Source organism: Amycolatopsis sp. NPDC104863 (assembly GCF_055582965.1).
Genome location: NZ_JBVJOW010000012.1, coordinates 105,021 through 128,546, shown reverse-complemented (window position 1 = coordinate 128,546; position 23,526 = coordinate 105,021). Strand labels below are relative to the sequence as shown.

26 protein-coding genes are annotated in these 23,526 nt (G+C 71.7%); 15 read left to right on the top strand and 11 right to left on the bottom strand.

Annotation, left to right across the window (positions count from 1 at the left end):
• Positions 1-36 precede the first annotated feature (36 nt).
• Both ACZ63J_RS46190 and ACZ63J_RS46185 read left to right on the top strand, forming a co-directional pair.
• Positions 37-540, top strand: a complete 504-nt coding sequence (locus tag ACZ63J_RS46190; RefSeq protein WP_465401504.1) for a PadR family transcriptional regulator — start codon at positions 37-39, stop codon at positions 538-540.
• On the top strand, positions 540-1,139 hold the full coding sequence (locus tag ACZ63J_RS46185) for a GyrI-like domain-containing protein (protein ID WP_465401503.1): 600 nt from the start codon (positions 540-542) through the stop codon (positions 1,137-1,139). Before ACZ63J_RS46190 ends, ACZ63J_RS46185 begins: the two co-directional genes overlap by 1 nt.
• Here the strand turns inward: ACZ63J_RS46185 and ACZ63J_RS46180 are convergent.
• Both ACZ63J_RS46180 and ACZ63J_RS46175 read right to left on the bottom strand, forming a co-directional pair.
• Positions 1,124-1,387: a hypothetical protein gene (locus ACZ63J_RS46180; protein WP_465313516.1), complete on the bottom strand. Its 264-nt coding sequence runs from the start codon at positions 1,385-1,387 to the stop codon at positions 1,124-1,126. The genes ACZ63J_RS46185 and ACZ63J_RS46180 overlap by 16 nt on opposite strands.
• Positions 1,387-3,453, bottom strand: coding sequence for an AMP-binding protein (locus tag ACZ63J_RS46175; protein ID WP_465401502.1), 2,067 nt, complete (start codon positions 3,451-3,453; stop codon positions 1,387-1,389). Before ACZ63J_RS46175 ends, ACZ63J_RS46180 begins: the two co-directional genes overlap by 1 nt.
• 456 nt (positions 3,454-3,909) lie before the next feature.
• On the opposite strand from ACZ63J_RS46175, the gene ACZ63J_RS46170 reads away from it, so the two are divergent.
• The 3 genes from ACZ63J_RS46170 to ACZ63J_RS46160 all read left to right on the top strand — a co-directional run bounded on the left by ACZ63J_RS46170 (position 3,910) and on the right by ACZ63J_RS46160 (position 4,950).
• Positions 3,910-4,239, top strand: coding sequence for a hypothetical protein (locus ACZ63J_RS46170; protein ID WP_465401501.1), 330 nt, complete (start codon positions 3,910-3,912; stop codon positions 4,237-4,239).
• A gap of 67 nt (positions 4,240-4,306) precedes the next feature.
• Positions 4,307-4,546, top strand: coding sequence for a DddA-like double-stranded DNA deaminase toxin (locus tag ACZ63J_RS46165; protein WP_465401500.1), 240 nt, complete (start codon positions 4,307-4,309; stop codon positions 4,544-4,546).
• Complete coding sequence (locus tag ACZ63J_RS46160) at positions 4,540-4,950, top strand: Imm1 family immunity protein (RefSeq protein WP_465401499.1); 411 nt, start codon at positions 4,540-4,542, stop codon at positions 4,948-4,950. The genes ACZ63J_RS46165 and ACZ63J_RS46160 overlap by 7 nt, the downstream gene beginning before the upstream one ends.
• On the opposite strand, the gene ACZ63J_RS46155 is transcribed toward ACZ63J_RS46160, so the two are convergent.
• Positions 4,947-5,894: a helix-turn-helix transcriptional regulator gene (locus tag ACZ63J_RS46155; RefSeq protein WP_465401498.1), complete on the bottom strand. Its 948-nt coding sequence runs from the start codon at positions 5,892-5,894 to the stop codon at positions 4,947-4,949. The two genes, ACZ63J_RS46160 and ACZ63J_RS46155, sit on opposite strands and share 4 nt — an antisense overlap.
• Before the next feature lie 84 nt (positions 5,895-5,978).
• Between ACZ63J_RS46155 and ACZ63J_RS46150 the strand changes: the two genes are divergently transcribed.
• From ACZ63J_RS46150 to ACZ63J_RS46125, 6 genes are all read left to right on the top strand, one after another.
• The gene (locus tag ACZ63J_RS46150) at positions 5,979-6,365 is read left to right on the top strand and encodes a VOC family protein (protein ID WP_465339026.1); all 387 of its coding nucleotides are present in this window, start codon (positions 5,979-5,981) and stop codon (positions 6,363-6,365) included.
• 72 nt (positions 6,366-6,437) lie between these two features.
• Positions 6,438-7,286 carry a helix-turn-helix domain-containing protein gene (locus tag ACZ63J_RS46145; protein WP_465401497.1) on the top strand — a complete coding sequence of 283 codons (849 nt, stop codon included), beginning with the start codon at positions 6,438-6,440 and terminating at the stop codon, positions 7,284-7,286.
• On the top strand, positions 7,283-7,471 hold the full coding sequence (locus ACZ63J_RS46140; RefSeq protein ID WP_465401496.1) for a DUF397 domain-containing protein: 189 nt from the start codon (positions 7,283-7,285) through the stop codon (positions 7,469-7,471). The genes ACZ63J_RS46145 and ACZ63J_RS46140 overlap by 4 nt, the downstream gene beginning before the upstream one ends.
• Before the next feature lie 49 nt (positions 7,472-7,520).
• Positions 7,521-8,270 carry a 3-hydroxybutyrate dehydrogenase gene (locus ACZ63J_RS46135; protein ID WP_465401495.1) on the top strand — a complete coding sequence of 250 codons (750 nt, stop codon included), beginning with the start codon at positions 7,521-7,523 and terminating at the stop codon, positions 8,268-8,270.
• Between the two features lie 32 nt (positions 8,271-8,302).
• Positions 8,303-9,631, top strand: a complete 1,329-nt coding sequence (locus tag ACZ63J_RS46130) for an MFS transporter (protein ID WP_465401494.1) — start codon at positions 8,303-8,305, stop codon at positions 9,629-9,631.
• Position 9,632: 1 nt separating this feature from the next.
• The gene (locus ACZ63J_RS46125; RefSeq protein WP_465401493.1) at positions 9,633-11,513 is read left to right on the top strand and encodes a helix-turn-helix domain-containing protein; all 1,881 of its coding nucleotides are present in this window, start codon (positions 9,633-9,635) and stop codon (positions 11,511-11,513) included.
• Here the strand turns inward: ACZ63J_RS46125 and ACZ63J_RS46120 are convergent.
• Positions 11,510-12,658: an MFS transporter gene (locus ACZ63J_RS46120; RefSeq protein ID WP_465401492.1), complete on the bottom strand. Its 1,149-nt coding sequence runs from the start codon at positions 12,656-12,658 to the stop codon at positions 11,510-11,512. The two genes, ACZ63J_RS46125 and ACZ63J_RS46120, sit on opposite strands and share 4 nt — an antisense overlap.
• Before the next feature lie 30 nt (positions 12,659-12,688).
• Between ACZ63J_RS46120 and ACZ63J_RS46115 the strand changes: the two genes are divergently transcribed.
• A complete protein-coding gene (locus tag ACZ63J_RS46115) occupies positions 12,689-13,759 on the top strand; it encodes a LacI family DNA-binding transcriptional regulator (protein ID WP_465401491.1) in 1,071 nt (356 codons plus the stop codon).
• On the opposite strand, the gene ACZ63J_RS46110 is transcribed toward ACZ63J_RS46115, so the two are convergent.
• Complete coding sequence (locus ACZ63J_RS46110; protein ID WP_465401490.1) at positions 13,721-14,926, bottom strand: extracellular catalytic domain type 1 short-chain-length polyhydroxyalkanoate depolymerase; 1,206 nt, start codon at positions 14,924-14,926, stop codon at positions 13,721-13,723. The genes ACZ63J_RS46115 and ACZ63J_RS46110 overlap by 39 nt on opposite strands.
• Before the next feature lie 191 nt (positions 14,927-15,117).
• On the opposite strand from ACZ63J_RS46110, the gene ACZ63J_RS46105 reads away from it, so the two are divergent.
• On the top strand, positions 15,118-16,446 hold the full coding sequence (locus ACZ63J_RS46105; protein ID WP_465401561.1) for a 3-hydroxybutyrate oligomer hydrolase family protein: 1,329 nt from the start codon (positions 15,118-15,120) through the stop codon (positions 16,444-16,446).
• Between the two features lie 200 nt (positions 16,447-16,646).
• On the opposite strand, the gene ACZ63J_RS46100 is transcribed toward ACZ63J_RS46105, so the two are convergent.
• Complete coding sequence (locus ACZ63J_RS46100; protein WP_465401489.1) at positions 16,647-17,594, bottom strand: glycoside hydrolase family 6 protein; 948 nt, start codon at positions 17,592-17,594, stop codon at positions 16,647-16,649.
• 306 nt (positions 17,595-17,900) lie between these two features.
• Here ACZ63J_RS46100 and ACZ63J_RS46095 point away from each other — a divergent pair, with 306 nt between their 5' ends.
• Entirely contained in the window at positions 17,901-18,305 is a 405-nt protein-coding gene (locus ACZ63J_RS46095; protein ID WP_465401560.1) for a hypothetical protein, read from the top strand.
• A 30-nt stretch (positions 18,306-18,335) separates the two neighbouring features.
• The gene (locus ACZ63J_RS46090) at positions 18,336-18,605 is read left to right on the top strand and encodes a hypothetical protein (RefSeq protein ID WP_465401488.1); all 270 of its coding nucleotides are present in this window, start codon (positions 18,336-18,338) and stop codon (positions 18,603-18,605) included.
• 3 nt (positions 18,606-18,608) lie between these two features.
• Here the strand turns inward: ACZ63J_RS46090 and ACZ63J_RS46085 are convergent, their stop codons facing one another.
• The 5 genes from ACZ63J_RS46085 to ACZ63J_RS46065 all read right to left on the bottom strand — a co-directional run bounded on the left by ACZ63J_RS46085 (position 18,609) and on the right by ACZ63J_RS46065 (position 23,470).
• Entirely contained in the window at positions 18,609-19,925 is a 1,317-nt protein-coding gene (locus ACZ63J_RS46085; protein ID WP_465401487.1) for a DUF4474 domain-containing protein, read from the bottom strand.
• Positions 19,922-20,230: a hypothetical protein gene (locus ACZ63J_RS46080; RefSeq protein WP_465401486.1), complete on the bottom strand. Its 309-nt coding sequence runs from the start codon at positions 20,228-20,230 to the stop codon at positions 19,922-19,924. The genes ACZ63J_RS46085 and ACZ63J_RS46080 overlap by 4 nt, the downstream gene beginning before the upstream one ends.
• A 137-nt stretch (positions 20,231-20,367) precedes the next feature.
• On the bottom strand, positions 20,368-21,348 hold the full coding sequence (locus ACZ63J_RS46075) for a hypothetical protein (protein ID WP_465401485.1): 981 nt from the start codon (positions 21,346-21,348) through the stop codon (positions 20,368-20,370).
• The gene (locus ACZ63J_RS46070; RefSeq protein WP_465401484.1) at positions 21,345-22,592 is read right to left on the bottom strand and encodes an MFS transporter; all 1,248 of its coding nucleotides are present in this window, start codon (positions 22,590-22,592) and stop codon (positions 21,345-21,347) included. Before ACZ63J_RS46070 ends, ACZ63J_RS46075 begins: the two co-directional genes overlap by 4 nt.
• Positions 22,593-22,597: 5 nt before the next feature.
• Positions 22,598-23,470 (bottom strand): alkaline phosphatase family protein, encoded by an 873-nt coding sequence (locus ACZ63J_RS46065; RefSeq protein WP_465401483.1) that lies wholly within the window; start codon positions 23,468-23,470, stop codon positions 22,598-22,600.
• Positions 23,471-23,526: the final 56 nt, after the last annotated feature.

The window sequence follows — 23,526 nt, the reverse complement described above, 5'->3', positions numbered from 1 at the left end:
TCCGGAGCCGAAGTATTCTAGTGCTAGAGTACGGCCGTGCTGACGGACGCGGAACTGACGGTGCTCGGCCTCGTGGTCGAGCGGCCGAGGCACGGGTACGAGCTGGACGAAGTCGTCTCGGAGCGCGGTTTGCGCGAGTGGACCGCGCTGGGGTTCAGCTCGATCTACTACGTGCTCGGCAAGCTCCGCGACCGCGGCCTGGTCACCGAGGTCGCGGGCGAGCGCGCGCACGCCAAGGCCAAGAAGACGTTCACCGCCACCGACGCCGGCCGCGAAGCGTGCGCGCGGGCGGCCGAGGCGGCCGTCGCCGAGCTGCGTCCGGTCCACCCGCCGGTGCTGATCGGGCTGGCCAACGCGCCCGCCATCCCGCCTGACCGGCTCGCCGCGGCGCTCGCCCGCCGGGCCGAGGCGGTCCGGGAGCGGCTGGCCGAGGTCCGCCGCGCGGCTGCGGCCGACGTCCCGCCGTTCGTGCGCGCGATCTTCGACTACTCGATCGGCCAGCTCGAAGCGGAAGCCGAGTGGCTGGAAGGGATGGCCTGATGCCTTACGACGTCAAGAAGGACCTGAAGGAGCTGTACGCGCCGAAGAACCGGGACTGGGCGCTGGTGGAGGTGCCTGAGCAGCAGTTCCTCGCGGTCGACGGCCGTGGCAACCCGAACACTGCGGAGAGCTATGTGCGGGCTGTCGAAGCGCTTTACGGCGTTGCGTACACGATCAAGATGACGGCCAAGCGCGGTGGCGAGGACTTCGTCGTGGGTCCGCTGGAGGGCCTTTGGTGGGCTGACGACTATGCGGCGTTCACCGTGCGGGCCAAGGATTCCTGGCAGTGGACGATGCTGATCAGCCAGCCGTCGTGGATCGGTGAAGACGCGGTCGAAGAGGCTCGGGAAACGGTGCGGCGCAAGAAGAAGATCGAGGTCCCGGTGCGGCTCGAGAAGCTGCACGAGGGGCGGTGCGCGCAGGTGCTGCACGTGGGTTCGTACGACGACGAGGGTCCGCTCCTGGCCCGCCTGCACGACAAGTTCCTTGCGGCGCAAGGGCTGCGGCCGACCGGGTTGCACCACGAGGTGTACCTGGGCGACCCGCGGCGAGTGGCGGCGGCGAAGCTGAGGACGGTGCTGCGTCAGCCGGTCGGCTGATCCAGCTCGGCGAGGCCGCTTTCCCACCGCTCACGCCGTTGCGCGGAAGTCTGCTCCCACCACGGCTCCCCGCGTTCGCCCAAAGCCACCTTCGCCGTCTGCGTCCGCGCGCGGTCCTGCACGCGCCGCGCGGCCATCAGGTGCTTCTGCAGCCGGTCGCGGACGTCGTCCGGGATCTCCGGGTCCGTCGCGCGCCAGCGACGGCCGTCGACGACGATGTACCGGCCGTCCGGGGTGTGCTCGGGCATCAGTACTCGGAAGTCGCCGGCCAGGTGTCGTCGTGCAGGAGCCTCTTGAGGATCTTGCCCGTCGCGTTGCGCGGCAGATCCGGCACGAAATACACGTCGCGCGGCACCGCGAAACGGGCCAGGCGCTGGTGGATGTACTGGCGGATGTCCTCCGCGTGCAGCGAAGCGCCGCGCCGCGGGACGACGTACGCCGCCAGGCGCTGGCCCCACTCCGCGTCCGCCACGCCCACCACCGCCGCGTCGTGGACACCGGGCAGCGCCACCAACGCCTCCTCGACCGGGCGCGGGAAGACGTTCTCGCCGCCGGAAACGATCATCTCGTCGGCGCGGCCGGTGACGAACAAGCGGCCCGCCGCGTCGAGGTACCCGACGTCGCCGGTGGCCATCAGGTCCGCCGCGCGGGCCGGGTCGGTGCCGTTCGTGTAGCCGTCGAACAGCATGTCGTTGCCGACGAAGATCTGGCCCTCGCCGCCGGGCGGGACCGGCATGCGGTCCTCGTCGAGGATCGCGATGCGCGTGCCGAGCAGGCAGCGGCCGGCCGTCGTCGGCGCGGCGCGCAGGTCGGCCGGGGCGGCGATGCTCGCCCACGAAACCTCGGTGGAGCCGTAGAAGTTGTAGAGGACGTCGCCGAAGGTGTCCATGAACTGCGTGACGAACGCCCCGGACATCGCCGAGCCGCTGCTCGCCACGATCCGCAGCGACGACAGGTCGTACCGCGCGCGGATCCGCTCGGGCAGGTCCATGATCCGCTGCAGCATGATCGGCACGGCGAACAGCGCGTCGCACTTCTGCTCGGCGATCATCCGCAGGGTCTCTTCGGCGTCGAACTTGCGGGTCAGCGCGAGCGACGCCCGCAACGCCATGCCGATCTGCATCGCGGCGAGGCCCCAGCTGTGGAACAGCGGCGCCGCGACGAGGATCCGGTCGGCGGCGCGCAGCGGGATGCGGTCGAGGATCGCCGCGGCGGCGCCGAGGCCCTTCGGGGTGGGCCGGCGCGCGCCCTTGGGCGTGCCGGTGGTGCCGGAGGTGAGCACGACCAGCCGGCCCGGCCGTTCGACCGGCTTCGGCGGGTCGGCGGGCGCGGCGTGGATCAGCTCGTCGACGGTCGGGTAGCCGGTCTCGGCGTCCGGCCAGGTGCTGACCCGCGCGAAGTCGCCCGGCACGTTCGCGATGGTCTGCGCGAACTCGTCGTCGGCCAGCACGGCGGCCGGTTCGTGCTCGGCCAGCACGTCCTTGACCGAGGACCCGGAGAGCCCGGTGTTCAGCAGGATGACGTCCGCGCCGAGCTTGCTCGCGGCGACGAACGACTCGACCATCGCGGCATGGTTGCGGCACATGAGCGCGATCCGGTCGCGCTCGCCGACCCCGAGGTCGGTCAGCGCGTTGGCGAGCCGGTCGCTGCGCTCCTGCACCTGGCGGAAGGTGCGGAGGTTGCGCTCGTCGTGCAGGGCGGGCTCGTCGGGGACGCGGCCCGCGGCGGCCTGGTAGCCGCCCGCGACGGTGGCGCCCCACTGCGCGAGCGAGTTGAGCTGGCGCGCCAGCTTGTCCGGCCGCGCGGGGCTCAGCACACCGGCGCGCAGCAGGACGCTCGTCGTGCGCAGCTTGGTGGCCTTGTAACTGTCGTTGTCCGCGCCGGGGTCGGACTCGCCGGCCAGGTGGAGGTCGAGACGCCGGGCCAGCGCGCGGAGGTCCTTCTTCACCGACGAAACCAGGTCGAGGTACGACGGCGGCAGCATCATCCGGACGAACAGCTCGGTCTTGCCGCCGGCCAGGGGTCTCAGCTCGAGGGAGACCCAGGTGCCGTCGTCGGGGACGCCGCACCACACGACGTGCTCGCCCGGCCGGTACACGACGGCCTGCACCTGCGACTCCAGCATCGGCCCGCGCTCGGGGACGATCCGGATGAGGCCCTTCGGCCCCCGCCCGCGCGCCGGTGGCTCCTGGACCTCGCACCAGCTGATCTCCGGGACGAACCGCGAGTACCACTCCGGCGACCCGACGATCTGCCACACCACGTCCGGCGTGTGCCCGACCACGGCACTCGCCTCGACCACATCGTCACGCATCGTCTGCCCTCACCGAAGTGTCACCGAACACACGTTCAGGTCACGGAGGCGTCACATTAGCAGCAAACGGGTGATCAGGGATACTCCGAACGGCGAGATACCGGGGAGTAACGGACACTCGTAGTAGGTCTTCCTACTGTCCACTAAGGATGGATTAACGCCGTTCACCGAGTATGACGGGCTGGCGGCTCGTCAACAAGTCCGTCCGAAGTGGGCGGAGCGGGTGTTCCGGTGGGTGGGGAGCCGGGGGTGGCGGGGGATTTTGGTTCTTTTCGGCATCTCGGTATCGAGGGATTTATCGGGCATAACGGGCGACTGGTTCAGAGGTCGGCCGCTTCGGTTCGGCTTGGACCGACTCTGGCCATTCTCGCAATCGGCTGATCATGACCGCCGGGGCTTGCTCCTCCGGGGCGCGAGCTGTTCGGATGAAGCCTGGCGATCTTGCTGGGGGCGCCTGTGTCGGTCGAAGACGTCGCTCGTGAGGTGAACGAGGTCCTCGACGGACTACCGGCCGGCGGCCTGGACCAGGCCGCTCGGGCGTTGCGGGAAGCGGGCGAGGTACTTGCCCAGGCCACAGTGGGCGCGCGTGGTCAGGAGATCGAGCAGGCTGCCGGCTTTCTCGTGAGCGCGCTCGAAGACCTGGGTCGCGTGCGGCGCACGCTCCAGGCGGCGGCGAACGAGCTCCAGACCTATCTCGACACCATCGGCAAAGGCGGCCCGGCTCCTTCGTCTGACGCTCGGGGCCGTCGGTGCCGCCACGACAGCAGGGAAAGTCCGGCAGGCTGAGCCCGGGGCGATGTGGCGACGTTGCGGTACCCAGACCGAACCCTGAGAGCAAGAAGACGCAAGGCCGGTGGCTGGATTCGCACGAAGCGTCCGGACGGCCGTCAGCGGTGACGATCGGTGGTCGGCGAAGGCTTGGGAACTGCTTCAGCAGGCCGGTGTGCCTGCCGGGCGTAAGCCGGTGATCACCACGCACGTCGAAGCCAAGGTCGCCGCGGAGATGACCCACGACGATCAGCGGCACGGCGAGCTGGTGGTGAACAACCGCCCATGCGTCGGGCCGATTGGCGAGGGAGGCGAGCAGTGGTAGCGCTCGACATCTGGTACGACCAGGCGCCGAAGAACGACGAAGGCAGCGTCGTCATCCGCGTTGACACCACCGCCGAACTGGACGAGCTGATCGACCGCATCCTCGAGGAGACCGCTGGGCACGAAGCGCCGCCGATGATCCAGGTGGCGATCTCGGGGGTGAAGCGCTCGCCTGCGCTCGAAGTGGGCCTCGGCAAGGACAAGGGCTTCATCGGCTACACCTCCCGGACGGAAGGCGGCTGGACCCGTGGCGACGGCGATTCCGGCTCGGTTGTCGACTACCTCTACATGGGCAGCCACAGCGAAGTGCCTGCCGATGCAGAAGTGCCGATGACGGTTGTGCGTCGCGGGCTGCGTGAGTTCCTCGAAACTGGGGAACAGCCGAGCATGGTGAGCCTCGGCTAGCCGGGCGTCCGGGCATAGCGGGCCACCAGTTCGGCGCCCAGCCGCGCCAGTTCGGCCTGGACGGACTCCGGGCCCTCGACCTCGACCAGCGCGCCCCAGCCGGCCAGTTCCTGGGCGATCATCAGCGGCGCCGGGGCGGCCACCCGGGCGCGGACGCGGTCGCCGGGCAGTTCGGTGACCAGCTCGCAGTGGCGGCCGAACCGGTCGCGCAGCACGCGGAAGTGGCGGCGGGCCAGGACGACGTCCGCCGTGAGGAGGGAACGGCGCTTCTCCACCTCCTCGACCACCTGCTCCCAGACCTCGGCCAGCTCCAGGTCCGACGGCCGGTCCGCGGGCTCGCCGGTCGGGACGGCCTCGATGATCCGGTCGACGCGGAACGTCCGCCGTCCTTGGGGCGTGCCCGCGACGAGGTACCAGACGTCGTCCTTGTCGACCAGGCCCCACGGGTCGACGACCCGCTCCGACCGCTCGCGTCCCGCGTAGGTGAGGAGGACGCGGCGGCGCGCGATGACGGCGTCCCGCAGCGCCTCGACCATCGGCGGCCGGTCCTTCGGGCGCTCGCCCCAGCCCGCCTGGTCGACGAAAACCGCCTCCGCCGCGGCCTCGGCGTCCGCCCGGAACGTGCCCGGCAGCGCGCCCATCAGCTTGCGCAGTGCGGACTTCACCTCCGGCGCCCCGGCCGCGGCCGGGCCGGCCAGGAGGAACAGCGCCTGCGCTTCCCGCGCGCTCAGGCCGGACAGGTCCGTGCGCGCGCCCCCGACGAGCTGCCAGCCCCCGCCGCGGCCCGCCTGCGGGTAGACGGGCACCCCGGCGGCCGACAGCGCTTCGAGGTCACGGCGGGCCGTCGCGACGGAGATTTCCAGCTCCGCGGCCAGCTCGCCCGCGGTGACGCGCCCGCGGGTCTGCATCAGCAGGAGGGTGGCCACGAGGCGGTCGGCGCGCATGGAGGAAGTGTCGCAAACAAAGTGCTCAGATGGTGCGCACTTTCACCCCGCATGATGACCGAAGACAAGAGAGAAGGAGCAGACATGCTGCGAGGAATGGCCACCGTCTCGTACTTCGCCGACGACCACGAGGCCGCGAAGAGCTGGTACAGCGAGTTCCTGGGGGTCGAGCCGTACTTCCACCGCCCGGGGTACGCGGAGTTCCGCATCGGCGACTACCAGCACGAGCTCGGCCTCATCGACCGCAAGTACGTGCCGGACATGGGCGGCGCGAGCGGCGAGATCGTCTACTGGCACGTCGACGACCTCGAGGCGACGCTCGCGCGGCTCATCGAACTGGGCGCGAAGGAACACGAGCCGATCACCGAGCGCGGGCCCGGGTTCGTGACGGCGTCGGTCGTCGACCCGTTCGGCAACGTCCTGGGTGTCATGACGAACGTCCACTACCTGGCGGTGCTGAAGGAGCGGTGAGTGTCGCGGATTCGCGACAGGGGCGGCCGTGCGGCGGACGGAACTCTCGGACCCCGGTGACAGAATGCGGTCATGGCGACACCCTTCGCGACACCCCGGGCGAGAGCGCTCGGCTTCGGGCTGCGCAAGTGCCGGGAGGAAAAGGACGTCGGCGTGCGGCAGCTGGCGCGGGTGCTCGGGGTGCACGCGCAGGAGGTTTCCAGCTGGGAGTACGGGAAGAGGGTGCCGCGGGTCGAGCAGGTGGCCCTGGTGATGGGGGCGCTGGTCGTGGCGCCGGCGGAGCGCGCCAGGTTGCTGGAGCTGGCGCGCACCGCGGCGGAGCCGAGCTGGCTGGAGAAGCAGGTGCCCGGGGTGGCGCCGAGCGCCTCGACCTTCGCCGAGTACGAGCGCGAGGCGACCGCGATGGTCGACTGGGAACCGCTGGTGATCCCCGGGCTCCTGCAGACTTCGGACTACACGCGGGCCTTGCTGGGCGGCCGGGATGGCCCGCCGTGGCGGATCGAGAGGATCGTGCACGCCCGGATGGCGCGGCGGGGCGTTCTGATGAGGCCCGATCCGCTCGACTACCACGTGCTGATCGGCGAGGGCGCGGTGCGAGGAGATGTCGGCGATGCGCGGGTGATGGCCGAACAGCTCACCCACCTGCTGGAAATGGCGCGGCGGAAGAACATCCGGCTGCAGGTGATGCCGGCGCGATGCCAGCCGCAGGTGGTCTTCCACAACTTCGCGGTGATCGAGTTCGCGGCGCTCCCGACGATCGTTTTCATCGAGCTCCACCAGGCGAGTGCCTACCTTTACGATGACGATCAGGTGGCCGGTTACCGTGCTGCGGCGGAATCCATGATGGCGCTGGCGATGGATGAGCGAGAAAGCGGCGAGTTCATCGGGGAGGTGATCGCCGGCCTGGGAGGGACGACATGACCTGGCGGAAGTCCAGCTACAGCGCGACCGAAGACAAGTGTGTGGAAGTGGCGCTCGGAGCCGTGTCGCAGATCCGCGACACCAAGGACCGCCCGGGCGGCACCCTCGAAATCTCCACCCGATCGTGGCACGCCCTCCTCGCCGACCTATGTGCCCCCACCCCACTGGATCTTCCGAACTTGTAGCTCCCGCGCACATGGCCCGCGACGCGGGTCACGCTTACCGTTCCCGTCCATGACCAGCGATCTGGACGGGCGCACCGCCCTCGTCACCGGCGGGGCCGGCGGTATCGGCCTGGCCTGCGTCCGCGCGCTCGCGGCGGCCGGGGCCAAGGTGCACGTCGTCGACGTCGACGGCGATGGGGCCGAAGCCGCCGCGGCCGAGGTCGGGGGCTGGGCGCACGTCGCCGACCTCACCGACCCCTCCGCCGTCACCACTCTGCCCGCCGAGGTCGACGTCCTGGTCAACAACGCCGGGATCCAGCACGTCGCACCGCTGCAGGACTTCCCGCCTGAGGTCTTCACGCGCATCCAGGCGCTGATGGTCACCGCCCCCTTCCTGCTCATCCGGCACACGCTGCCGTCGATGTACACGCGCGGGTGGGGGCGGATCGTCAACATGTCGAGCGTCCACGGGCTGCGCGCGTCCCCTTACAAAGCCGCTTACGTCGCCGCGAAGCACGGCCTCGAAGGCCTCTCCAAGGTCGCCGCCCTCGAAGGCGCGGAACACGGGGTCACCAGCAACTGCGTGAACCCCGGCTACGTCCGCACGCCGCTGGTCGACAACCAGATCGACGCCCAGGCGGCCGAGCACGGCATCCCGCGTGAGGACGTCGTCGCCGAGGTGCTCCTCAAACGCGCCGCCATCAAGAAGCTCATCGAGCCGGCCGACGTCGCCGCACTGGTGCTGTGGCTGTGCTCGCCGCACGCCGGCCACCTCACCGGGGCGTCCCTGCCGCTCGACGGCGGCTGGACCGCCGCCTGAAACCCCGTCCCCACAAGGAAGTGGAGCCCGCAGTGAGCCAACCCCAGCGGCCGGCGATCGCCAAGATCGTCGGCGCGAGCCTGATCGGCACGACCATCGAGTGGTACGACTTCTTCCTCTACACCTCGGCCGCCGCGCTGGTGTTCAACAAGCTGTTCTTCCCGACGGCGAACCCGCTCACCGGCACGCTGCTGGCGTTCCTGACCTACGCCGTCGGGTTCCTCGCCCGGCCGGTCGGCGGCCTCGTCTTCGGCCACTACGGCGACCGGCTCGGCCGCAAGAAGCTCCTGATCGTCAGCCTGGTGCTGATGGGCGGCTCGACCTGCCTGATGGGCGTGCTGCCGACGTACGCGAGCGCGGGCGTCGCGGCTCCTCTGCTCCTCACGCTGCTTCGGCTCGTCCAGGGCTTCGCGCTCGGCGGGGAGTGGGGTGGCGCGGTCCTGATCGTCTCCGAGCACGGTGACGACCGCCGCCGCGGGTTCTGGGCGTCCTGGCCGCAGTGCGGCGCGCCCGGCGGCAACCTCCTGGCCACCGCCGTGCTGGCGATCCTCTCCGCGACGCAGTCCGACGCCACGTTCATGTCCTGGGGCTGGCGGGTGCCGTTCCTGCTCTCGGGTGTGCTGCTGCTGATCGGGCTGTGGATCCGGCTGGCCGTCGCCGAGTCGCCGGTGTTCCTGGCCGCCCAGCAGCAGGCCGACGAGCGCGCCGAAAAGCACGTCCCGGTCGTCGAGGTCTTCCGCGACAGCTGGCGCCAGGTCCTGGTGACGATCGGCGCGCGGATGGCCGAGAACGTCTCCTACTACGTGCTGACGGCGTTCATCCTCGTGTACGTCACGACCGGGCTGCACCTGCCGAAGGGCGTCGGGCTGAGCGCGGTGCTCATCGGCTCGGCCGTGCACTTCGTGACGATCCCGCTGTGGGGCGCGCTGTCCGACCGCGTCGGCCGGCGTCCGGTGTACCTGTTCGGCGCGATCGGGATGGGCTTGTGGGGCTTCGCGTTCTTCGCGCTGCTGGACACGAAGTCGTCGGCGGTGATCGTGCTGGCCACGATCGTCGGGCTGGTGCTGCACGGCGCGATGTACGGCCCGCAGGCCGCGTTCTTCGCCGAGCAGTTCCCGACCCGGGTGCGCTACACCGGCCTCTCGGTCGGCGGCCAGCTGTCCTCGATCGCCGCCGGGGCCGTCGCGCCGCTGATCGCCGTGGCGCTGTTCTCCGCGTGGGGCAGCACCGTGCCGGTGTCGCTCTACGTCGCGGCGATGTGCCTGATCACGGTCGTCGCGCTGCTCGCGGCCCGCGAAACCCGAGGTCAGTCCCTGCACGATGACGACGTTCAGGCGGAAACGGCGACCGTTTCGCCCTAGCATGACCGCCGTGAGCGCACCCGCCGAGAACGTCACCGCGTTGCGCCGGCTGCTCGACCTGCTCGCCTCCGGGGCGAGCACCGAGCAGCTGGCGCACGTCGTCGTGGCCGCCCGGGCCGGGGGCGCGCTCGGCCCGGCCGACCTGGCCGCGCTGGCCAGCGCCGGCGAGCTGGCGCTGCGGATCCGCGAGACCCTCGCCGAGCACCGGCGGCGCGAGGCCCAGCTGGCCGCGCTGTTCGACACCGCGAGCGAGCTCGCCGCACTGTCCGATCCGGACACCGTGCTGCGCTCGATCGTCCGGCGGGCGCGGGCGCTGCTGGGTGTCGACGTCTCCTACCTTTCGCTGAACAACGAGGCCGAGAACAAGACCTACGTCCGGGTCAGCGACGGGTCGGTGTCGGCGGAGTTCCAGCAGATCGTGCTCGGCATGGGGGAGGGCCTCGGCGGGCTGGTCGCGCAGACCGCGCGGCCGTATTCGACGTCGGACTACTTCACCGACGACCGCTTCAAGCACACCCGGCACATCGACTCCGGCGTCAAGGACGAAGGCCTGACCGCGATCCTCGGGGTGCCGCTGGCGATCGGGCCGAAGGTGCTCGGGGTGCTCTTCGCGTCCGACCGCTCGGCGCGGGAGTTCAGCGCGGACGAGGTGGCGCTGCTGTCGTCGCTGGCCGACCACGCCGCGATCGCCTTGGACAGCGCCAACCTCCTGGACCAGACGCGCCGGGCCGTCGCCGAGCTCAACGAGGCCAACGCGACGATCCGCGCGCAGAACGAGGCGATGGAACGCGCCGAGGACGCCCACGACCGGCTCACCGACCTCGTGCTGCGCGGTGGGGACCTGCCGGACGTCGCGGCGGCGGTCGCGGGGGTGCTGCACGGCGACCTCACGGTGTACGACCCGGACGGCACGATGCTGGCGAGCTCCGGCGCCACCGCCCGGCTCGACCCGGACGCGCTCGCCGCGGCCCGCGCCAGCGGCCGCGCGGTGTCCACGAAGGACACCTGGGTGTGCGCGGTGCAGGCCGGTCCCGAACTGCTCGGCAGCCTGGTGCTGGCCGGCCGCGGCGGGCTCAGCGATCCCGACCGGCGGCTGTTCGAACGCGCCGGCGTCGTGACGGCGTTGCTGCTGATGCTCCGGCGGTCGGTGGTGCGCGCCGAGGACGAGGTCCGCGGCGAGCTGCTGACCGACCTGCTCACCGCGCCGGAGCGCAACCCCCGCGCGCTGCTGGCTCGCGGCCGCCGGCTGGGCATCGACCTGTCCGCGCCGCACGCGGTGCTCGTCGCGCACGCCGACGGCGGTTCGCGGCGACGCGTGGCGAGCGCGGCCGCCCGGCACGCGACGCTGGTCGGCGTGCACGCGGAGGAGGTCGTGCTGCTCGGCGCGGGCGACCCGGACGAGCTGGCCCGCCGCGTCGCGGCCGAGCTCGGCTCGGTGACCGGCCGTCCGGTCACGGTGGGCGCGGCCGGTCCGGCGAGCGGGCCGTCGGCGATCGCGGACGCCCACGCCGAAGCGGCCCGCTGCGTCCGGGCGCTGCTTGCGCTCGGGCGCACCGGTGAGGGCGCGGCGATGGCCGGGCTGGGGTTCCTCGGCCAGCTGCTGGGCGCGCACGCGGACCTCGGCGCGTTCGTCCGGCAGACGCTCGGCCCGGTCCTGGACTACGACGAGCGGCGCGGCACCGAGCTGGTGGCGACGCTGCGCGCGTACTTCGCGAGCGGTGCGCAGCTGGCGCGCACGAAGGACGTCCTGCACGTCCACGTGAACACGGTGGTGCAGCGGCTGGAACGGGTGGCGTCGCTGCTGGGGGAGGACTGGCAGGCGCCGGACCGGGCCCTGGAGATCCAGCTGGCGCTGCGGCTGCACCGTCTGCGCGACGCCTAGGCCCGGAAGGCTTTCGACCGGCGCACCACGAGGGACGCGCCCAGGCCGCACAGGACCGCGATGCCCACCGCGGCCGGCAACGCGCCGTGGTCGAGGCCGAACCCGCCGAGCGCGGCGCCGAGCGCGATGCCGATCTGGAACGCCACGATGTAGACGGCCGACGCCAGGTCCGGCTGGCTCTTCGCCACACGCAGCACCGCGGCCTGCAGCACGACGCCGATCCCCGCGGCCGGCGCCGCCCAGAGCACCACCGCGCCTCCGGCGAGCACCCCCGGACCGGCGACGAGCAGCGTGAGCAGGCACACGGCCAGGCCGCCGGTGGTCACCAGCGCGGTGGCCCGCGGCCGCCGGTCGACGTGCCGGCCGATCAGGACCAGGCCGGCCAGCCCCACCAGCCCGTGACCGAACAGCAGCGCCGACGTCGCCGCGCCGGTCAGGTGGACGTAGTCGGCGATGATCGCCGTGATGTAGGTGAACGCCGCGAAGTGGCCGGTCACCACGACCACCGTCGCGAGGTTCACCGGCCACAGCGCCCGGTCGGCGACCACACGCCGGATCGATCCGCGCTCCGGCGACTCCGGCGGGGCCGGGCCGACCGTGAGGCGGATGCCCAGGGCCGCCAGCGCCGCGACCCCCGCGACGACGAGGACCGCGAGCCGCCAGCCGAGCGTCGTGCCGAGCCAGGAGCTGAGCGGGAGCCCGAAGAGGAAGGCCAGGGAGTTCCCGGCGAAGACCACCGCCGTCGCCCGGCCGCCCTGCCCGGGCCCGAGCAGCCGCGCGGCCATCGCCGCGACCACCGACCAGAACACGCCGTGGCCCAGCGCCGCGACGAGCCGCGCGGCCACCGCGACGCCGTAGTTCGGCGCGACGGCCAGCAGCAGGTTCGAACCCACGACCAGCAGGATCGTGACGAGCGCGGTCGTCCGGCGGTCGCGATGGGCCGTCCACGCGACCAGCGGCACCACCGAGACCGCGACGACCACGGCGTACCCGGTCATCAGCAGGCCGACGGCGGAATCCGGGACGGCCAGGCCGGCGGCGAGCTGCGGCAGCAGCGCCACGGGCAGGTTTTCCGAGGTCACAGACGCGAAGCAGGCGAGGCTCAACGCCCCGAGCGCGACTCCGGTGCGGGGCACGACCAGCATTGTTTAACGATACACAGCTAAGGTGGGGTCATGTCCAGCCCCGCGCGCGTCACGATGGCCGACGTCGCGCGCCGCTGCGGCGTCTCGGCGATGACCGTGTCGTACTGCTACAACCAGCCGGACCGGGTCGCGCCGGAGACGCTGCGCCGCGTCCGCGAGGCCGCCGCCGAGCTCGGGTACCGCGGGCCGGACCCGACCGCGCGGTCGTTGCGCCGCCGCCACAACGGCGCGATCGGCGTGGTGCTCGGCGAACACCTCGCGTATGCGTTCGAGGACCCGCAGGCCCGCCGGTTCCTGGCCGGTGTCGCCGAGGTCTGCCGCGAGCGGGGCAGCGGGCTGAACCTCATCCCGACCACCGGGGCGGCCGACGACGTCGAGCGGGTGCGGTCGGCGTCGGTCGACGGGTACATCGTCTGGACGACCGTCGACACCGACCCGGTGCTCGCTGTGGTGACCGGGCTGGGCAAGCCGGTCGCGATCCAGGGCGGCCCCGCGGTGGCCGGGGCCCGGGTGGTCACCATCGGCAACCGCGCGTCCGCCCGCGAGCTGGCCGCCCGCACCTTCCCCGGCGCGCGGCGGCCCGCCGTGCTCGCCTTCCCTTTCGACCGCGACCGCCGGCCGCGGCTCGAAACCGGCCCGGACCCCGACGAAGTCGAGTTTCCCGTTACGCGCGAACGCCTTCTCGGCGTCTACGACCACTGCCGGGACGCCGGGCGCGATCCCGGCCGGCTGCCGGTCGCGGTGGTCGCCCGCAACGACCGCGAAGAGGCCACGGCGATGGCCGACGCGCTCTTCGACACGTGCGAAGCGGACGCCGTCGTCGCCATGAGCGACCAGCTCGCCTTCGCCGTCCTGGACGCCGCGCACCGGCGGGACCTGCGGGTGCCCGAAGACGTCGCGGTCGCCGGGTGGGACGACGATCCGGACGCGGCCCGGGCCGGGCTCACCACGGTCACCCAGTCGTTGTTCGACCAGGGCCGGGACTGCGCGCTGATCGCGCTCGGCGAGCGAGTCCCGGCCCGGCCGGCCGAGTGGACCGTGACGGTCCGCGAGAGCACCGCGTCAGCACTGCCCGTCGGCGATGACCCAGTAACCCGTTGACGTCTCCCGCAGCGCGTGAGTCGTGAAGGTGTTCCACAGCCCCATGGCCTGGTTGGAGCCGTTGGCGTAGACCTGCCCGCCGCTCTGGTGCGCGCGCCCGGCCTGGGTGTGGGCGTAGTTGCTGGCGTTCACGCAGGCGCCCGACGGCGGCGGGGTGGTGGTGGTCGTCGTGGTGGTCGGCGGGGGTGGGGTGGTCGTCGACCCCGATCCCTTGTCCAGCCCGAAGAACACGCCGGTGTAGTAGCTGGAGCAGATCCCGGCCAGGAAGTACGCGCCGGTGCTGCCGCACTGCGTCGTGCCGCTGCCGGGGTCGACCGCGGTGCCGTGGCCCATGCCGGCGATCGAGTAGAGCTGCACCTTGTCGCCGTAGGTCGTCAACGTGGTGCTGCCGGGCAGGTTCTGCGTGCTCGTCGGGGTCTGGGAGAGGCCGTGCACCGCGGTCCACTGGTCCCGCAGCTCGGTGCCGTTGACCGGGTAGACGGTGTAGTCGCCGGTGCCCTGCCAGATCGCGACCCGCGGGTACGGCCCGCCGTAGCCGGGGTACTGCGCCTTGGCCTTCGACGCCCACTGCGCCGGGGTCAGGTTCTGGTTGTTCTGCTGGCAGCTCGTCGCCTGCGTGATGCTCGTGGCGCACTGCGCGGGGATGCCCGCCATGACCCCGCCGCCGGCGAAGACGTCCGGGTACGCCGCGAGCAGGTCCGCGGTCATCGCGCCGCCGGCCGAAAGCCCGGTGACGAACACGCGCGAGGTGTCCGCACCGTGGTCGGCCACCGCCTTGTCCACCATGGACTTGACCGACGCCGCCTCGCCGTTGCCGCGGGTGTCGTCCGCGGTGCCGAACCAGTTGAAGCACTTCAGCGAGTTGTTCGCGGTCGACTGCTGGGGGAACACGACTTCGAACCGCCAGCGGTCGGCCAGCTCGGGCCAGCCGGAGTGGGCGTAGTAGTCGGCCGCGCTCTGCGTGCAGCCGTGCAGGGCGACGACCACCGGGCGGCCGGTCTCGAGGCCGGCGGGGGTGTAGGTGTACATCGCGAGCGCACCCGGGTTGGCGCCGAAGTTCGCGACCTGGACCAGGGACGACGGCGGCGGATCGGCGCTGGCCACCCCGACGGTGGTGAGCACGGCGGCGGTGATCGCGGCGAGTCCGGCGAAGACGAGCTTGCGCATGAGGACGTCCTTCTCGTCGTTGAGAGGGTTTCCAGCGACGTTAGGTCGTCCCGCGTGGTCCGGACCATGTGGCCGGCCACCACATCGCGACGGGAATTCATGGTGGCGGCCGGGATGGTTCCCGGGCCGGGCACACGCTTGGGTTCTGTCCCATCAGACCCCGGAGGTGGACCGTGCGGAGTTGGCTGGCTGTGGTTCTGGCGGGAGCGCTCGCGACGGCGGTGCCCGCATCGGCGTCGGCGGCGCCCGGGCACTGCCGGGTCGCCGTGCCCGGCGCGGAAAAGTCCGTCGCCGTCTGCCTGGACGACCTCACGACGACCGGCACGCTCGTGTCCGGGCACACCGTCGAGGCCGACTGGGCGGGGCTCACCTCGGCGGGCCTGCCGGTGCCGGGGCGGGTTTCCGGCGTCCAGGTCGACGGGTACTTCCCGGACACGTCGACGTCGAACACGAACAACGGCTGGAACCACGACGCCCAGTTCGTGCTGCGCCTGCCGGACCGGTGGAACGGCGGCCTGGTGGTCGCCGGCTCGCCCGGCGTGCGGCGGCAGTACGCGAACGACCGCGCGATCGGCGACCAGGCGCTGGCCGAGGGCTACGCGTTCGCGGCGACCGACAAGGGCAACACCGGCGCGACGTTCTTCACCGACGGCGTCCGGCCCGGCGACGCGCTGGCGGAGTGGAACACGCGCGTCACGCAGCTGACGCTGGCCGCCCGCGGCGCGGTGGCCCGGCACTACGGGCGGCCGCCGGCGCGGACGCTGGCGGCGGGGCTGTCCAACGGCGGGTACCTCGTGCGGTGGCAGCTGGAGAACCGGCCGTGGCTCTACGACGGCGGCGTCGACTGGGAGGGGACGCTGTGGCGGGCCGACGGCCCGAACCTGTTCACGTTCCTGCCGCCGGCGCTGCGGGCCTACCCGGCCTACGCGGCGGGGTCCGAGGCGGCGCATCAGTCCATTTTGGACGCCGGGTTCGCGCCCGGGTCGGAGTTCCTGTGGGACTACCACTACCGCGTCTACTGGGACCTGACCCAGCGGATCTACCGCGAGGAGGTCGATCCGTCGTTCGACGGCTCACTGGCGGCGGGGAACCCCTTCTGCGCCAGCGGAACTCCGGCTTGTGACGCGGACTACGACTATGCGTCCCGGCCGTCGTCAGTGGCGCGGGCGGTGGAGCGGATCTCGCTGACCGGGCGGATCGGCAAGCCGCTCCTGACCCTGCACGGCACGCTCGACACGCTCCTGCCGATCACGCGGGACTCCGACGTCTACGACCGGATGATCAGCGCGTCGGGGCGTGGTTCTCTGCATCGGTACTACCGGGTGGTCGACGGGAACCACGTGGACGGCTTGGTGGACCAGTACCCGGACCGGCTGCGGCCGCTGGGCCCGTGCTTCCGCACGACGTTCGACGCCTTGGCGGGCTGGCTGCGCGGCGTGCGGCCACCGGCGTCCGGGACCATCGCCCGGCCTGCCGGTGCGACTCCGGCCGAGCTGGCTCGGAGCTGTTCGCTGGGCTGACGCGGTCACCCGTCTTCGGAGCTCGTCCGGACCGGCTCGCCGTTCCGGACGAGCGGTCCGACGAACGTCGAGTTCGAGCCGGCGTTCGGCCCGGGTCTGGCCCCACAGCATCGCGGCGACCGCGACGCCCGCCGCGACACTCGACAGCAACGCGAGGACAACCCACACCATCCGCCCATCCCACCACGGGCCGCGAGCGGTCAGTCGCCCTTGATGAGGTGCTGGGCCAGCGCCGGGCTGAACGTGCCCGCCGGCACCCCCTGGCCGTAGCCGCAGCTGCCGTCCGAGTCGCCCGGGACCTTGATCCACAGCTGCATCTCCGGGCCGCCGCCGAGCCGGGACGTCGCGCCCAGCCTGCGCTTCGGCGGGTTGCACCACTCGGTGTCCGTGCCGTGGCCCGCGCCGTTGCGGCTCGTGTCCACCACGAACGGCGCCGCGTACCCGAGAGCCGAGCCGACCGCTTTTCCATACGTCGTCGAGTCGGCCGTGGAGTAGAAGTTGGACACGTTGAGCACGAACCCGTGGACCGAACCGACACCCGCCGCCTTCAGGCGGGTCGCCATCGTGGGCGCCGCGATCCAGGTCGCGTTGCCGCCGTCGAGGTAGGCCCAGGTGTTCGGCGTCTTCTCGGCGAACTGGGCCGCGGCGTACTTCAGCAGCTCGGTGCGGGTCGTGCGGGCGGCCTCGGGGAGGCAGTCGAGCTGGGCGAGCGCGTCTGGCTCGAGGATGACGATCGCGGGCTTGCCGCCGACGCCGTCGGCGAACGCCGAGATCCACTCGCGGTAGGCCGCCGGGCTGCCCGCGCCGCCCGTGGAGTCGCCGCCGCAGTCGCGGCCGGGGATGTTGTAGGCGACCAGGACCGGGAGCTTGTCGGCGACGTCCGCCGCGTACGTGAACTTGTCCACCGCCGTGCGGACGTCGCCGCTCCAGGCGCCGAACCAGCGAGCGCCCGGCTGGGACGCGATGGCCGTCCGGATCGGGCCGGCCAGGCCGTCGCCCGGGTGGCCGCGGACCCACGTCGCCGGGTTCGAGTCCGGGTCGACGTAGAAGCCGTTCGTCTTCTCGAGCGGGTTGCCGTCGGCGGCGACGGCGGGAGCGAAGCCGGTGAGCGCCAGCGCGGCGGCCACGAGCCAGGGCGAAATGCGCATTCCCGGAGTTTGCCGAGGGTGTGTACACGCGTCGTACAAAGAAAAGTGAACCGGACGCCGCCGGTGGCCGTACTACCTGGTGAGGGGCTCGTTCAGGCTACCCCAAAACGGGCTCTGACCAGCGGCTTCACCCCCGGACGGGGCACCTCGTTCGGCCGCTTGCGGGAGCGTTGACCGTCGTTCATGATGGCTCCGGGGTCCGCGAAACATTCGTTCACGTCGAATACCCAGGTGTCGGCCATGCTTCGGAAGAACCGCAAGTCCGGAAGTGAACGCCATGCTGCTACCCGTCGCCGGGGCCACGTGATGTCCGTGGACCTGCCCGGTCTCGCCATCGTCGCCGGTCTGCTGCTCCCCGCGCTCGCCGCCGCGGCCTGGGCGGTGACGCTCGAACGCCGCCGGCCTCGCCGCGCGTCGGCCGCGCCGGACCCGGAGCCGGACTGGACGGTGGCCGGCATCCAAGCGCGCCTGCGGTACGAGCAGGCGTCCCGGCAGCTGGCCGAGGCGGGCACGATCGCGCTGCCGACCCTGCCGATCCCGGAGCAGCCGGGCCGCGACGCGTCCCCGGACCAGCTGCCGTGGCGGCTGCCCCGGACCGTCCCGCCGCCGCGGCCGTCCACCGGCCGGGTGCTGGTGCCGCGGCTGGCGTTCGCGGCCCCGGACACCGAGCTGATGCACCGCATCCTCGACGGTCTTCGCAAAATGGACTGAAACCCGGCCCGCTCCGCCTAGGCTGGGGACATGACCGACTCGAGGCGGGGTTCCGGCGAAACGCCGGAGGAGCTGGCAAGCACGTTGCGGGAGCAGGCCAGGAGCGCCGCCACCACGGCGTTGCGCACGGGCCTGGAAGACATCGAAGACCGGCACGGCCAGCACGTCGCCGACGAGGTCGCCGCCCTGGTCGACGTCGACGCGGTGTTCGCGGGCCTGGACGATCCCCGGAAGCCGGCCCGCCGCGTCGAGGAGGACGACGACGGGCCGTACGAGTTCAGGCCGATGACCGGTCTGTAGCGGTCACTTCCGCCAGTCGTAGCTCAGCGTGGGCGGGTGGTCGGACCCCATCGTGACGGTGAGGTTGTCCTTGGGGTGTGCGGCGGCGTACCGGACCATCTCGTTGTACATCCGGTCGCGCATCGCGACGTCCCGCACCTCGATCGTGGCCCGCTGGGCCAGCGGGAGCTTGTCGGCCTCCACTCCCGGGTCGTTGCGGATCGCCAGGTTCCAGAAGTGCTTCTTGTCGGTGCCGTCGGCGCCCTGGCCGTCGTTGGTGAAGTACACCTGGCCGGTGTCCTTGTTGTAGATCGTCTGGGTCACCTTGATCTGGTCGTCACCCTGGGCGGTGTTGAAGTGCCCGTTGTTGTTCGGCGAGTCGCTGGTGTAGAAGCCGACTTCCCCGCCGAACGCGTGGCTCCCGTACTTGCCCTTCCACAGCTCCAGCCGGTACGTCTTCCCGGTCTCGGGGTCGGTGAACTCCATGTTGTCGCCGTCGTCACCGGTTTCTTGGAGCTTCATCCCGGCGATCTTCCCGAGCTTGTCGTAGAAGTCCTCCCAGCCCAGGTAGCTCTGCATCGAATGCTCGCCGGTGGTGTAGAAGTCGCCGTCCTTGTTGTACCGGAAGCCGAGGTAGTCGTAGATCTTCTGCGCGACCTCGGGGTTCTGCATGATCGTGTTCCAGTCCTTGCGCCGGAGGGCGTCCCACAGTTCCGGGTGCTTCTTCAGCAGCGCGAGGAGGCCGGGTATCTCGCGGCCCATGATCGCGAAGATCTCGGCCAGGTTCCGCTTTTCGGAGCCCGCGAGCTCCCACACCTGACCCGTCCTGAACCGCAGCTTCTGGCCCTCGATGAGCAGGATCGCGTCGTAGGTGGTCGTCACCCGCTCCAGGTCGGCCAGCAGGACGAGGGCCTGGGCCTTGACGGCCTTGTCCTGCGCCCAGGCGACCGCGAGGTCGACCTGGCGGATCCCGAAGCCGTGCCAGCCGTGGTCGAGCTTCTTCTGGAGGCCCTGGGCGTCCGCGCGCTTGTTCCGGGCGTCCTGCTGGGCCTTCGCCAGCGCGTCGCGGATCCGGTCGAACGACTTGGCCGACTCCTCGAGGTCGTGGGCCTGGTCGTCGCGGTTCTGCTTGAACGCCTCCAGCGACTTGAGCGCCGCTTCGCCGGCCCCGCCCTGCCAGGCCTCGCTCAGCTGGACGCGCACGCTCTCCAGCAGGGCCTTGGTGTCGGCGAGGGTTTCCTTGGTGGCCCGGCAGGCCCGGGCGCGGTCGTCCAGCTCGGTGGTGCTGCCCTTCTCCACCTGGTCGGCGAGCGCGTAGATCTTGTCGAACACCGCCGTCACCGGTCGATCCTCTCGAAGCTGCTGTCCAGCGCCTTCAGGAACGCGTCCCGGGCCCCGGAATCGGTGCCGTGGTAGGCCTTCGCGGCCGCCTCGATGCTTTCGACCAGGTAGCCGACCTGCTGCTGCGCGGCGTCCAGGTCGTCCTTGCGCGTCGCCAGCCAGACGTCGTAGTCCCCGGCGAAACCGCCGGCGCGGGCGGTGTTCCCGACGTTCGGCGACCCGCCGATGGAGAGCGCCGGTGGCGTCCCCGCACCGAGCTTGGCCGCCGCGGCCTTGATGTCCGCGACGTCGACCTCGAAACCCACCGGAACTCCTCCCCGCCGGCCGAGTGACAGGCCCCGTCGGCAATGTAACAGTTTGCCGCAGGTGGGACGCCGGGGTTCCGTTTTCGGTTCCCCGGTCGGTGGCCAAAACCGGACACGTCCGGGGGAGGCCAGGGCGCTCAGGAGCCGAGGGCCGCGGGGGACTCCGCCTCGGGGATCAGCAGCCGGGCCGCGCCCGAGCCGTCGGACGGAACCGCCCAGACGTCCGCGTGGCCGGGCGCCCGGGGGACGCCGTACCCGATCGTGTGATCGTCGAGCCAGGCCGGCTGGTCGTCGACGCTGCGGGTCTCGGCCAGCGGGGTCACCTTCGACGTCGCCAGGTCCAGCACCGACAGCCGCCAGCCCTTCGCCGGGTCACCGTCCACTGCGGACTTGAACGCCACCCGCGTCCCGTCCGGGGACAGCGACGGGCACTCGACGTTCTCGCGCAGCGTGCGGACCGTGTGCGCGGTGAAGTCGCCCGCGACGAGGTAACGGCGCCCGGCCGTCGACATCGTCGCGTAGAAGTGGCGGTCGTCGCGGGTGAACGTGACACCCCAGAAGTTGAGGTCGGCCGCCTGGTACGGCCGCCCGTCGAGCGTGACCGCGTAGTCCTCCAGCGTGCCCGCGAGGTCGCCGGTCGCCGTGTCGAGGATGCCGGCGCGGGTGGAGAACATCCCGCCGTTGTAGGAGTCGCCGGTGACGAACACCGTCCACGCGAGCATCCGGCCGCTCGCCGACACCCGCGCCCGGTTCGGCAGCCCGACCAGCGGGATCTCGCGCTTCGAGGTGAGGCCGGCGTCGAGCACCACCAGCTGGTAGGTGGTGAGGTCGCCGTCCGGGCGCAGGCAGAGCCCGGTGCCGCCGGCGGCGTACACCCGGCTGCACGACAGCGGTGACACCGTCCGCGCGCCGCCGGGGTCGGCCGCGGCCACCGTGGCGACGTGCCCGCGGTCGGCGTCGGCGGTGCTGCGGAACAGCAGCCGCGGGCCGGGGGAGAGGCTCACCATGCCGGTCGCCGTGACGTCGTGGCTGCGCGCGCTCGCGAACCCGACGTAAGCGACCGCGGCGCCGGCCAGCACGAGCACGCCGGCAACGGCGATCAGGATCCGGGTCTTCACGCAGCCTTCCTCGGGGAGAGCACTACGAAAGTGACGCCGATCGCGAGCACCGCCGCGCCGGCCGCGACGGCGATCGCGGGCTCCGCGCCCCAGAACTGCCACGCCAGTCCGAAAAGGACGGACGAGGCGAAGTAGGCCAGCGCCTGCGCCGTCTGCACCAGCGAAAGACCCGTGGTGCGCAACGACTCCGGCAGGAGCGGCCCGGCCAGCGCCATCAGGACGCCGTCGGTCGCGGCGTAGAACGCGCCGTACAACGCCAGCGAGAGCGCGAACAGCGGCCAGCCGGACACCGGGCCGGCCAGCAGCAGGTAGACGAGCGCCAGCGCGCCGTAGCCGCCGAGCACCACCGGCAGCCGCCCGACTCGGTCGGCCAGCGCGCCCAGCGGCGCGGCGAGCAGCAGGTAGGCGAGGTTGGTCCCGACCGCGAGCAGCGGGAACCAGCCGGTCGCGATGTCTTCCTTGTGCTGCAGCAACAGGTAGACGAACCCGTCGCCGACCGTGGCCAGCCCGAGCACGGCCGCCGCGACCAGCAGCCGCCGCACCCCGCTCCCGCGCAGCAGGGCCGCCGCGGCCCGGGGCGAGACCGGGGTGGCGGCCCGCGGGGTCCGGCGGTCACGCACGAACAGCACCAGCAGCAGCACGCCGATCGCGGCGACGCAGAAGCTGACGACGAACACCGCGTCGAACGCCTCGGGGTTGGTGGCGCCGACCGCGGCGAGCACGGCCAGCGCGACGAGCGGACCGGCGAACGCGCCGGCGCTGTCCATCGCGCGGTGCACGCCGAACGCGCGCCCGAGCAGCGGTTCGGGGGTCGACAGCGTGATCAGCGCGTCGCGGGGCGCGGTCCGCAGGCCCTTGCCGGCGCGGTCGAGCGTGATCACCGCGCCGATCGCGCCCGCCGACGCCCCGGCCGCGAGCAGCCCGAGCTTCGCCACCGCGGACAGCGCGTAGCCGGTGCCGGCCACGACCTTGCGCCGCCGGACCCGGTCCGCGACGTACCCGCCGGCGACCCGCAGCAACGCCGTCGCGCCGGTGTAGAGACCGTCGACCAGGCCGTATGCCGCAGGGCTGAGGTGCAGGCCGAGCACGAGGTAGACGGGCAGGATCGCCGTGACCATCTCCGAAGAGACGTCGGTGACCATGCTGACGGCGCCGAGCGCGAAGACGTTCGCGCCGATCGCCGAGAGCTTGCGCGGGGACGCTGCCCCGGCGTGCTCCCGGCGACCGATGGTGGAGAGGTACACGCGGCCTACTGCCAGACGTCGAGGATCGGCGACTTGCTCGCCGCGCCGCCGAGACCCGGCAGGCCGTAGGACGCCTCGATCGTGCGCAGCACGGTGTAGTGGTTGATCGATTCGCTGTAGCTGCCGACCGTGACGTGCGCGCCGGTGAAGCTGGTGAAGATCTGGTTCACCGAGGTGCCGCTGTCCTCGTCGAAGGTGGTGATCAGCAGGCTGTTATGCGTCTTCGCCCACTGGGCGTAGGCGTCGAGGTGGTTCTTCAGCCAGGTGTCGCCGGTGCCGACTGAGCAGTCGTGCATGTCGGAGCACATGTTCGGCGTGACGAAGGAGACCGTCGGCAGCTGGGTGAAGTCGGTGGGGAAGCTCGTGTAGCGGAGGTTGCTCGCGGCGGGGACGTTCGAGAAGTCCACCCAGCTGTTGTGCTTGCGCATGTAGGTGCCGCTGGAGCAGCCGGTGTAGCCGTCGGAGGGCATCGACTCGGAGTAGCCCTTGAACGTCTTGCCCGCGTCGATCAGCTGCTGGCCCAGGTTGGCCTTCGCGCCGAGGTTGGCCGGGCAGCTGTCGCTGGTCACGCCCTGCGTCGCGCCCGAGAAGAGGGCGACGTAGTTGGGCTGGCTCGGGTGGGTGATCGCGAAGGAGTTCGTGAACTTCGCGCTCTGCGAGGCGAGGGTGTTGAAGTAGGGCGCGCTGGAACTGCCGTTGATCGAGGAGTACTTCTTGTTCTCGAACATCACCAGGACGATGTGGTCGAACGCCGGCACGGTGGCGGCGGTGGGCTGCACCGCCGGCTCGTCCGTTCCGGTGACGGCGGCCGCCGTGACGGCACCGGCCGTGACCAGGGTCGTGGCGGCGAGCACGGCGAGGATCCGCTTGCGGATCATGGGTCCTCCAACGCTGACGTGGTGGGGCGCCTCATGATGCCCACGGCAGGGGGCCG

Excerpts from the sequence above, each read along its gene's own strand:
- ACZ63J_RS46175 (WP_465401502.1), bottom strand. The coding sequence starts at position 3,453 with ATGCGTGACGATGTGGTCGAGGCGAGTGCCGTGGTCGGGCACACGCCG.
- ACZ63J_RS46115 (WP_465401491.1), top strand. The coding sequence starts at position 12,689 with ATGTCCAGCCCCGCGCGCGTCACGATGGCCGACGTCGCGCGCCGCTGC.
- ACZ63J_RS46135 (WP_465401495.1), top strand. The coding sequence starts at position 7,521 with ATGACCAGCGATCTGGACGGGCGCACCGCCCTCGTCACCGGCGGGGCC.
- ACZ63J_RS46150 (WP_465339026.1), top strand. The coding sequence starts at position 5,979 with ATGCTGCGAGGAATGGCCACCGTCTCGTACTTCGCCGACGACCACGAG.
- ACZ63J_RS46065 (WP_465401483.1), bottom strand. The coding sequence starts at position 23,470 with ATGATCCGCAAGCGGATCCTCGCCGTGCTCGCCGCCACGACCCTGGTC.
- ACZ63J_RS46180 (WP_465313516.1), bottom strand. The coding sequence starts at position 1,387 with ATGCCCGAGCACACCCCGGACGGCCGGTACATCGTCGTCGACGGCCGT.
- ACZ63J_RS46090 (WP_465401488.1), top strand. The coding sequence starts at position 18,336 with ATGACCGACTCGAGGCGGGGTTCCGGCGAAACGCCGGAGGAGCTGGCA.
- ACZ63J_RS46125 (WP_465401493.1), top strand. The coding sequence starts at position 9,633 with ATGACCGCCGTGAGCGCACCCGCCGAGAACGTCACCGCGTTGCGCCGG.
- ACZ63J_RS46145 (WP_465401497.1), top strand. The coding sequence starts at position 6,438 with ATGGCGACACCCTTCGCGACACCCCGGGCGAGAGCGCTCGGCTTCGGG.
- ACZ63J_RS46110 (WP_465401490.1), bottom strand. The coding sequence starts at position 14,926 with ATGCGCAAGCTCGTCTTCGCCGGACTCGCCGCGATCACCGCCGCCGTG.
- ACZ63J_RS46185 (WP_465401503.1), top strand. The coding sequence starts at position 540 with ATGCCTTACGACGTCAAGAAGGACCTGAAGGAGCTGTACGCGCCGAAG.
- ACZ63J_RS46155 (WP_465401498.1), bottom strand. The coding sequence starts at position 5,894 with ATGCGCGCCGACCGCCTCGTGGCCACCCTCCTGCTGATGCAGACCCGC.
- ACZ63J_RS46100 (WP_465401489.1), bottom strand. The coding sequence starts at position 17,594 with ATGCGCATTTCGCCCTGGCTCGTGGCCGCCGCGCTGGCGCTCACCGGC.
- ACZ63J_RS46120 (WP_465401492.1), bottom strand. The coding sequence starts at position 12,658 with ATGCTGGTCGTGCCCCGCACCGGAGTCGCGCTCGGGGCGTTGAGCCTC.
- ACZ63J_RS46140 (WP_465401496.1), top strand. The coding sequence starts at position 7,283 with ATGACCTGGCGGAAGTCCAGCTACAGCGCGACCGAAGACAAGTGTGTG.
- ACZ63J_RS46095 (WP_465401560.1), top strand. The coding sequence starts at position 17,901 with ATGTCCGTGGACCTGCCCGGTCTCGCCATCGTCGCCGGTCTGCTGCTC.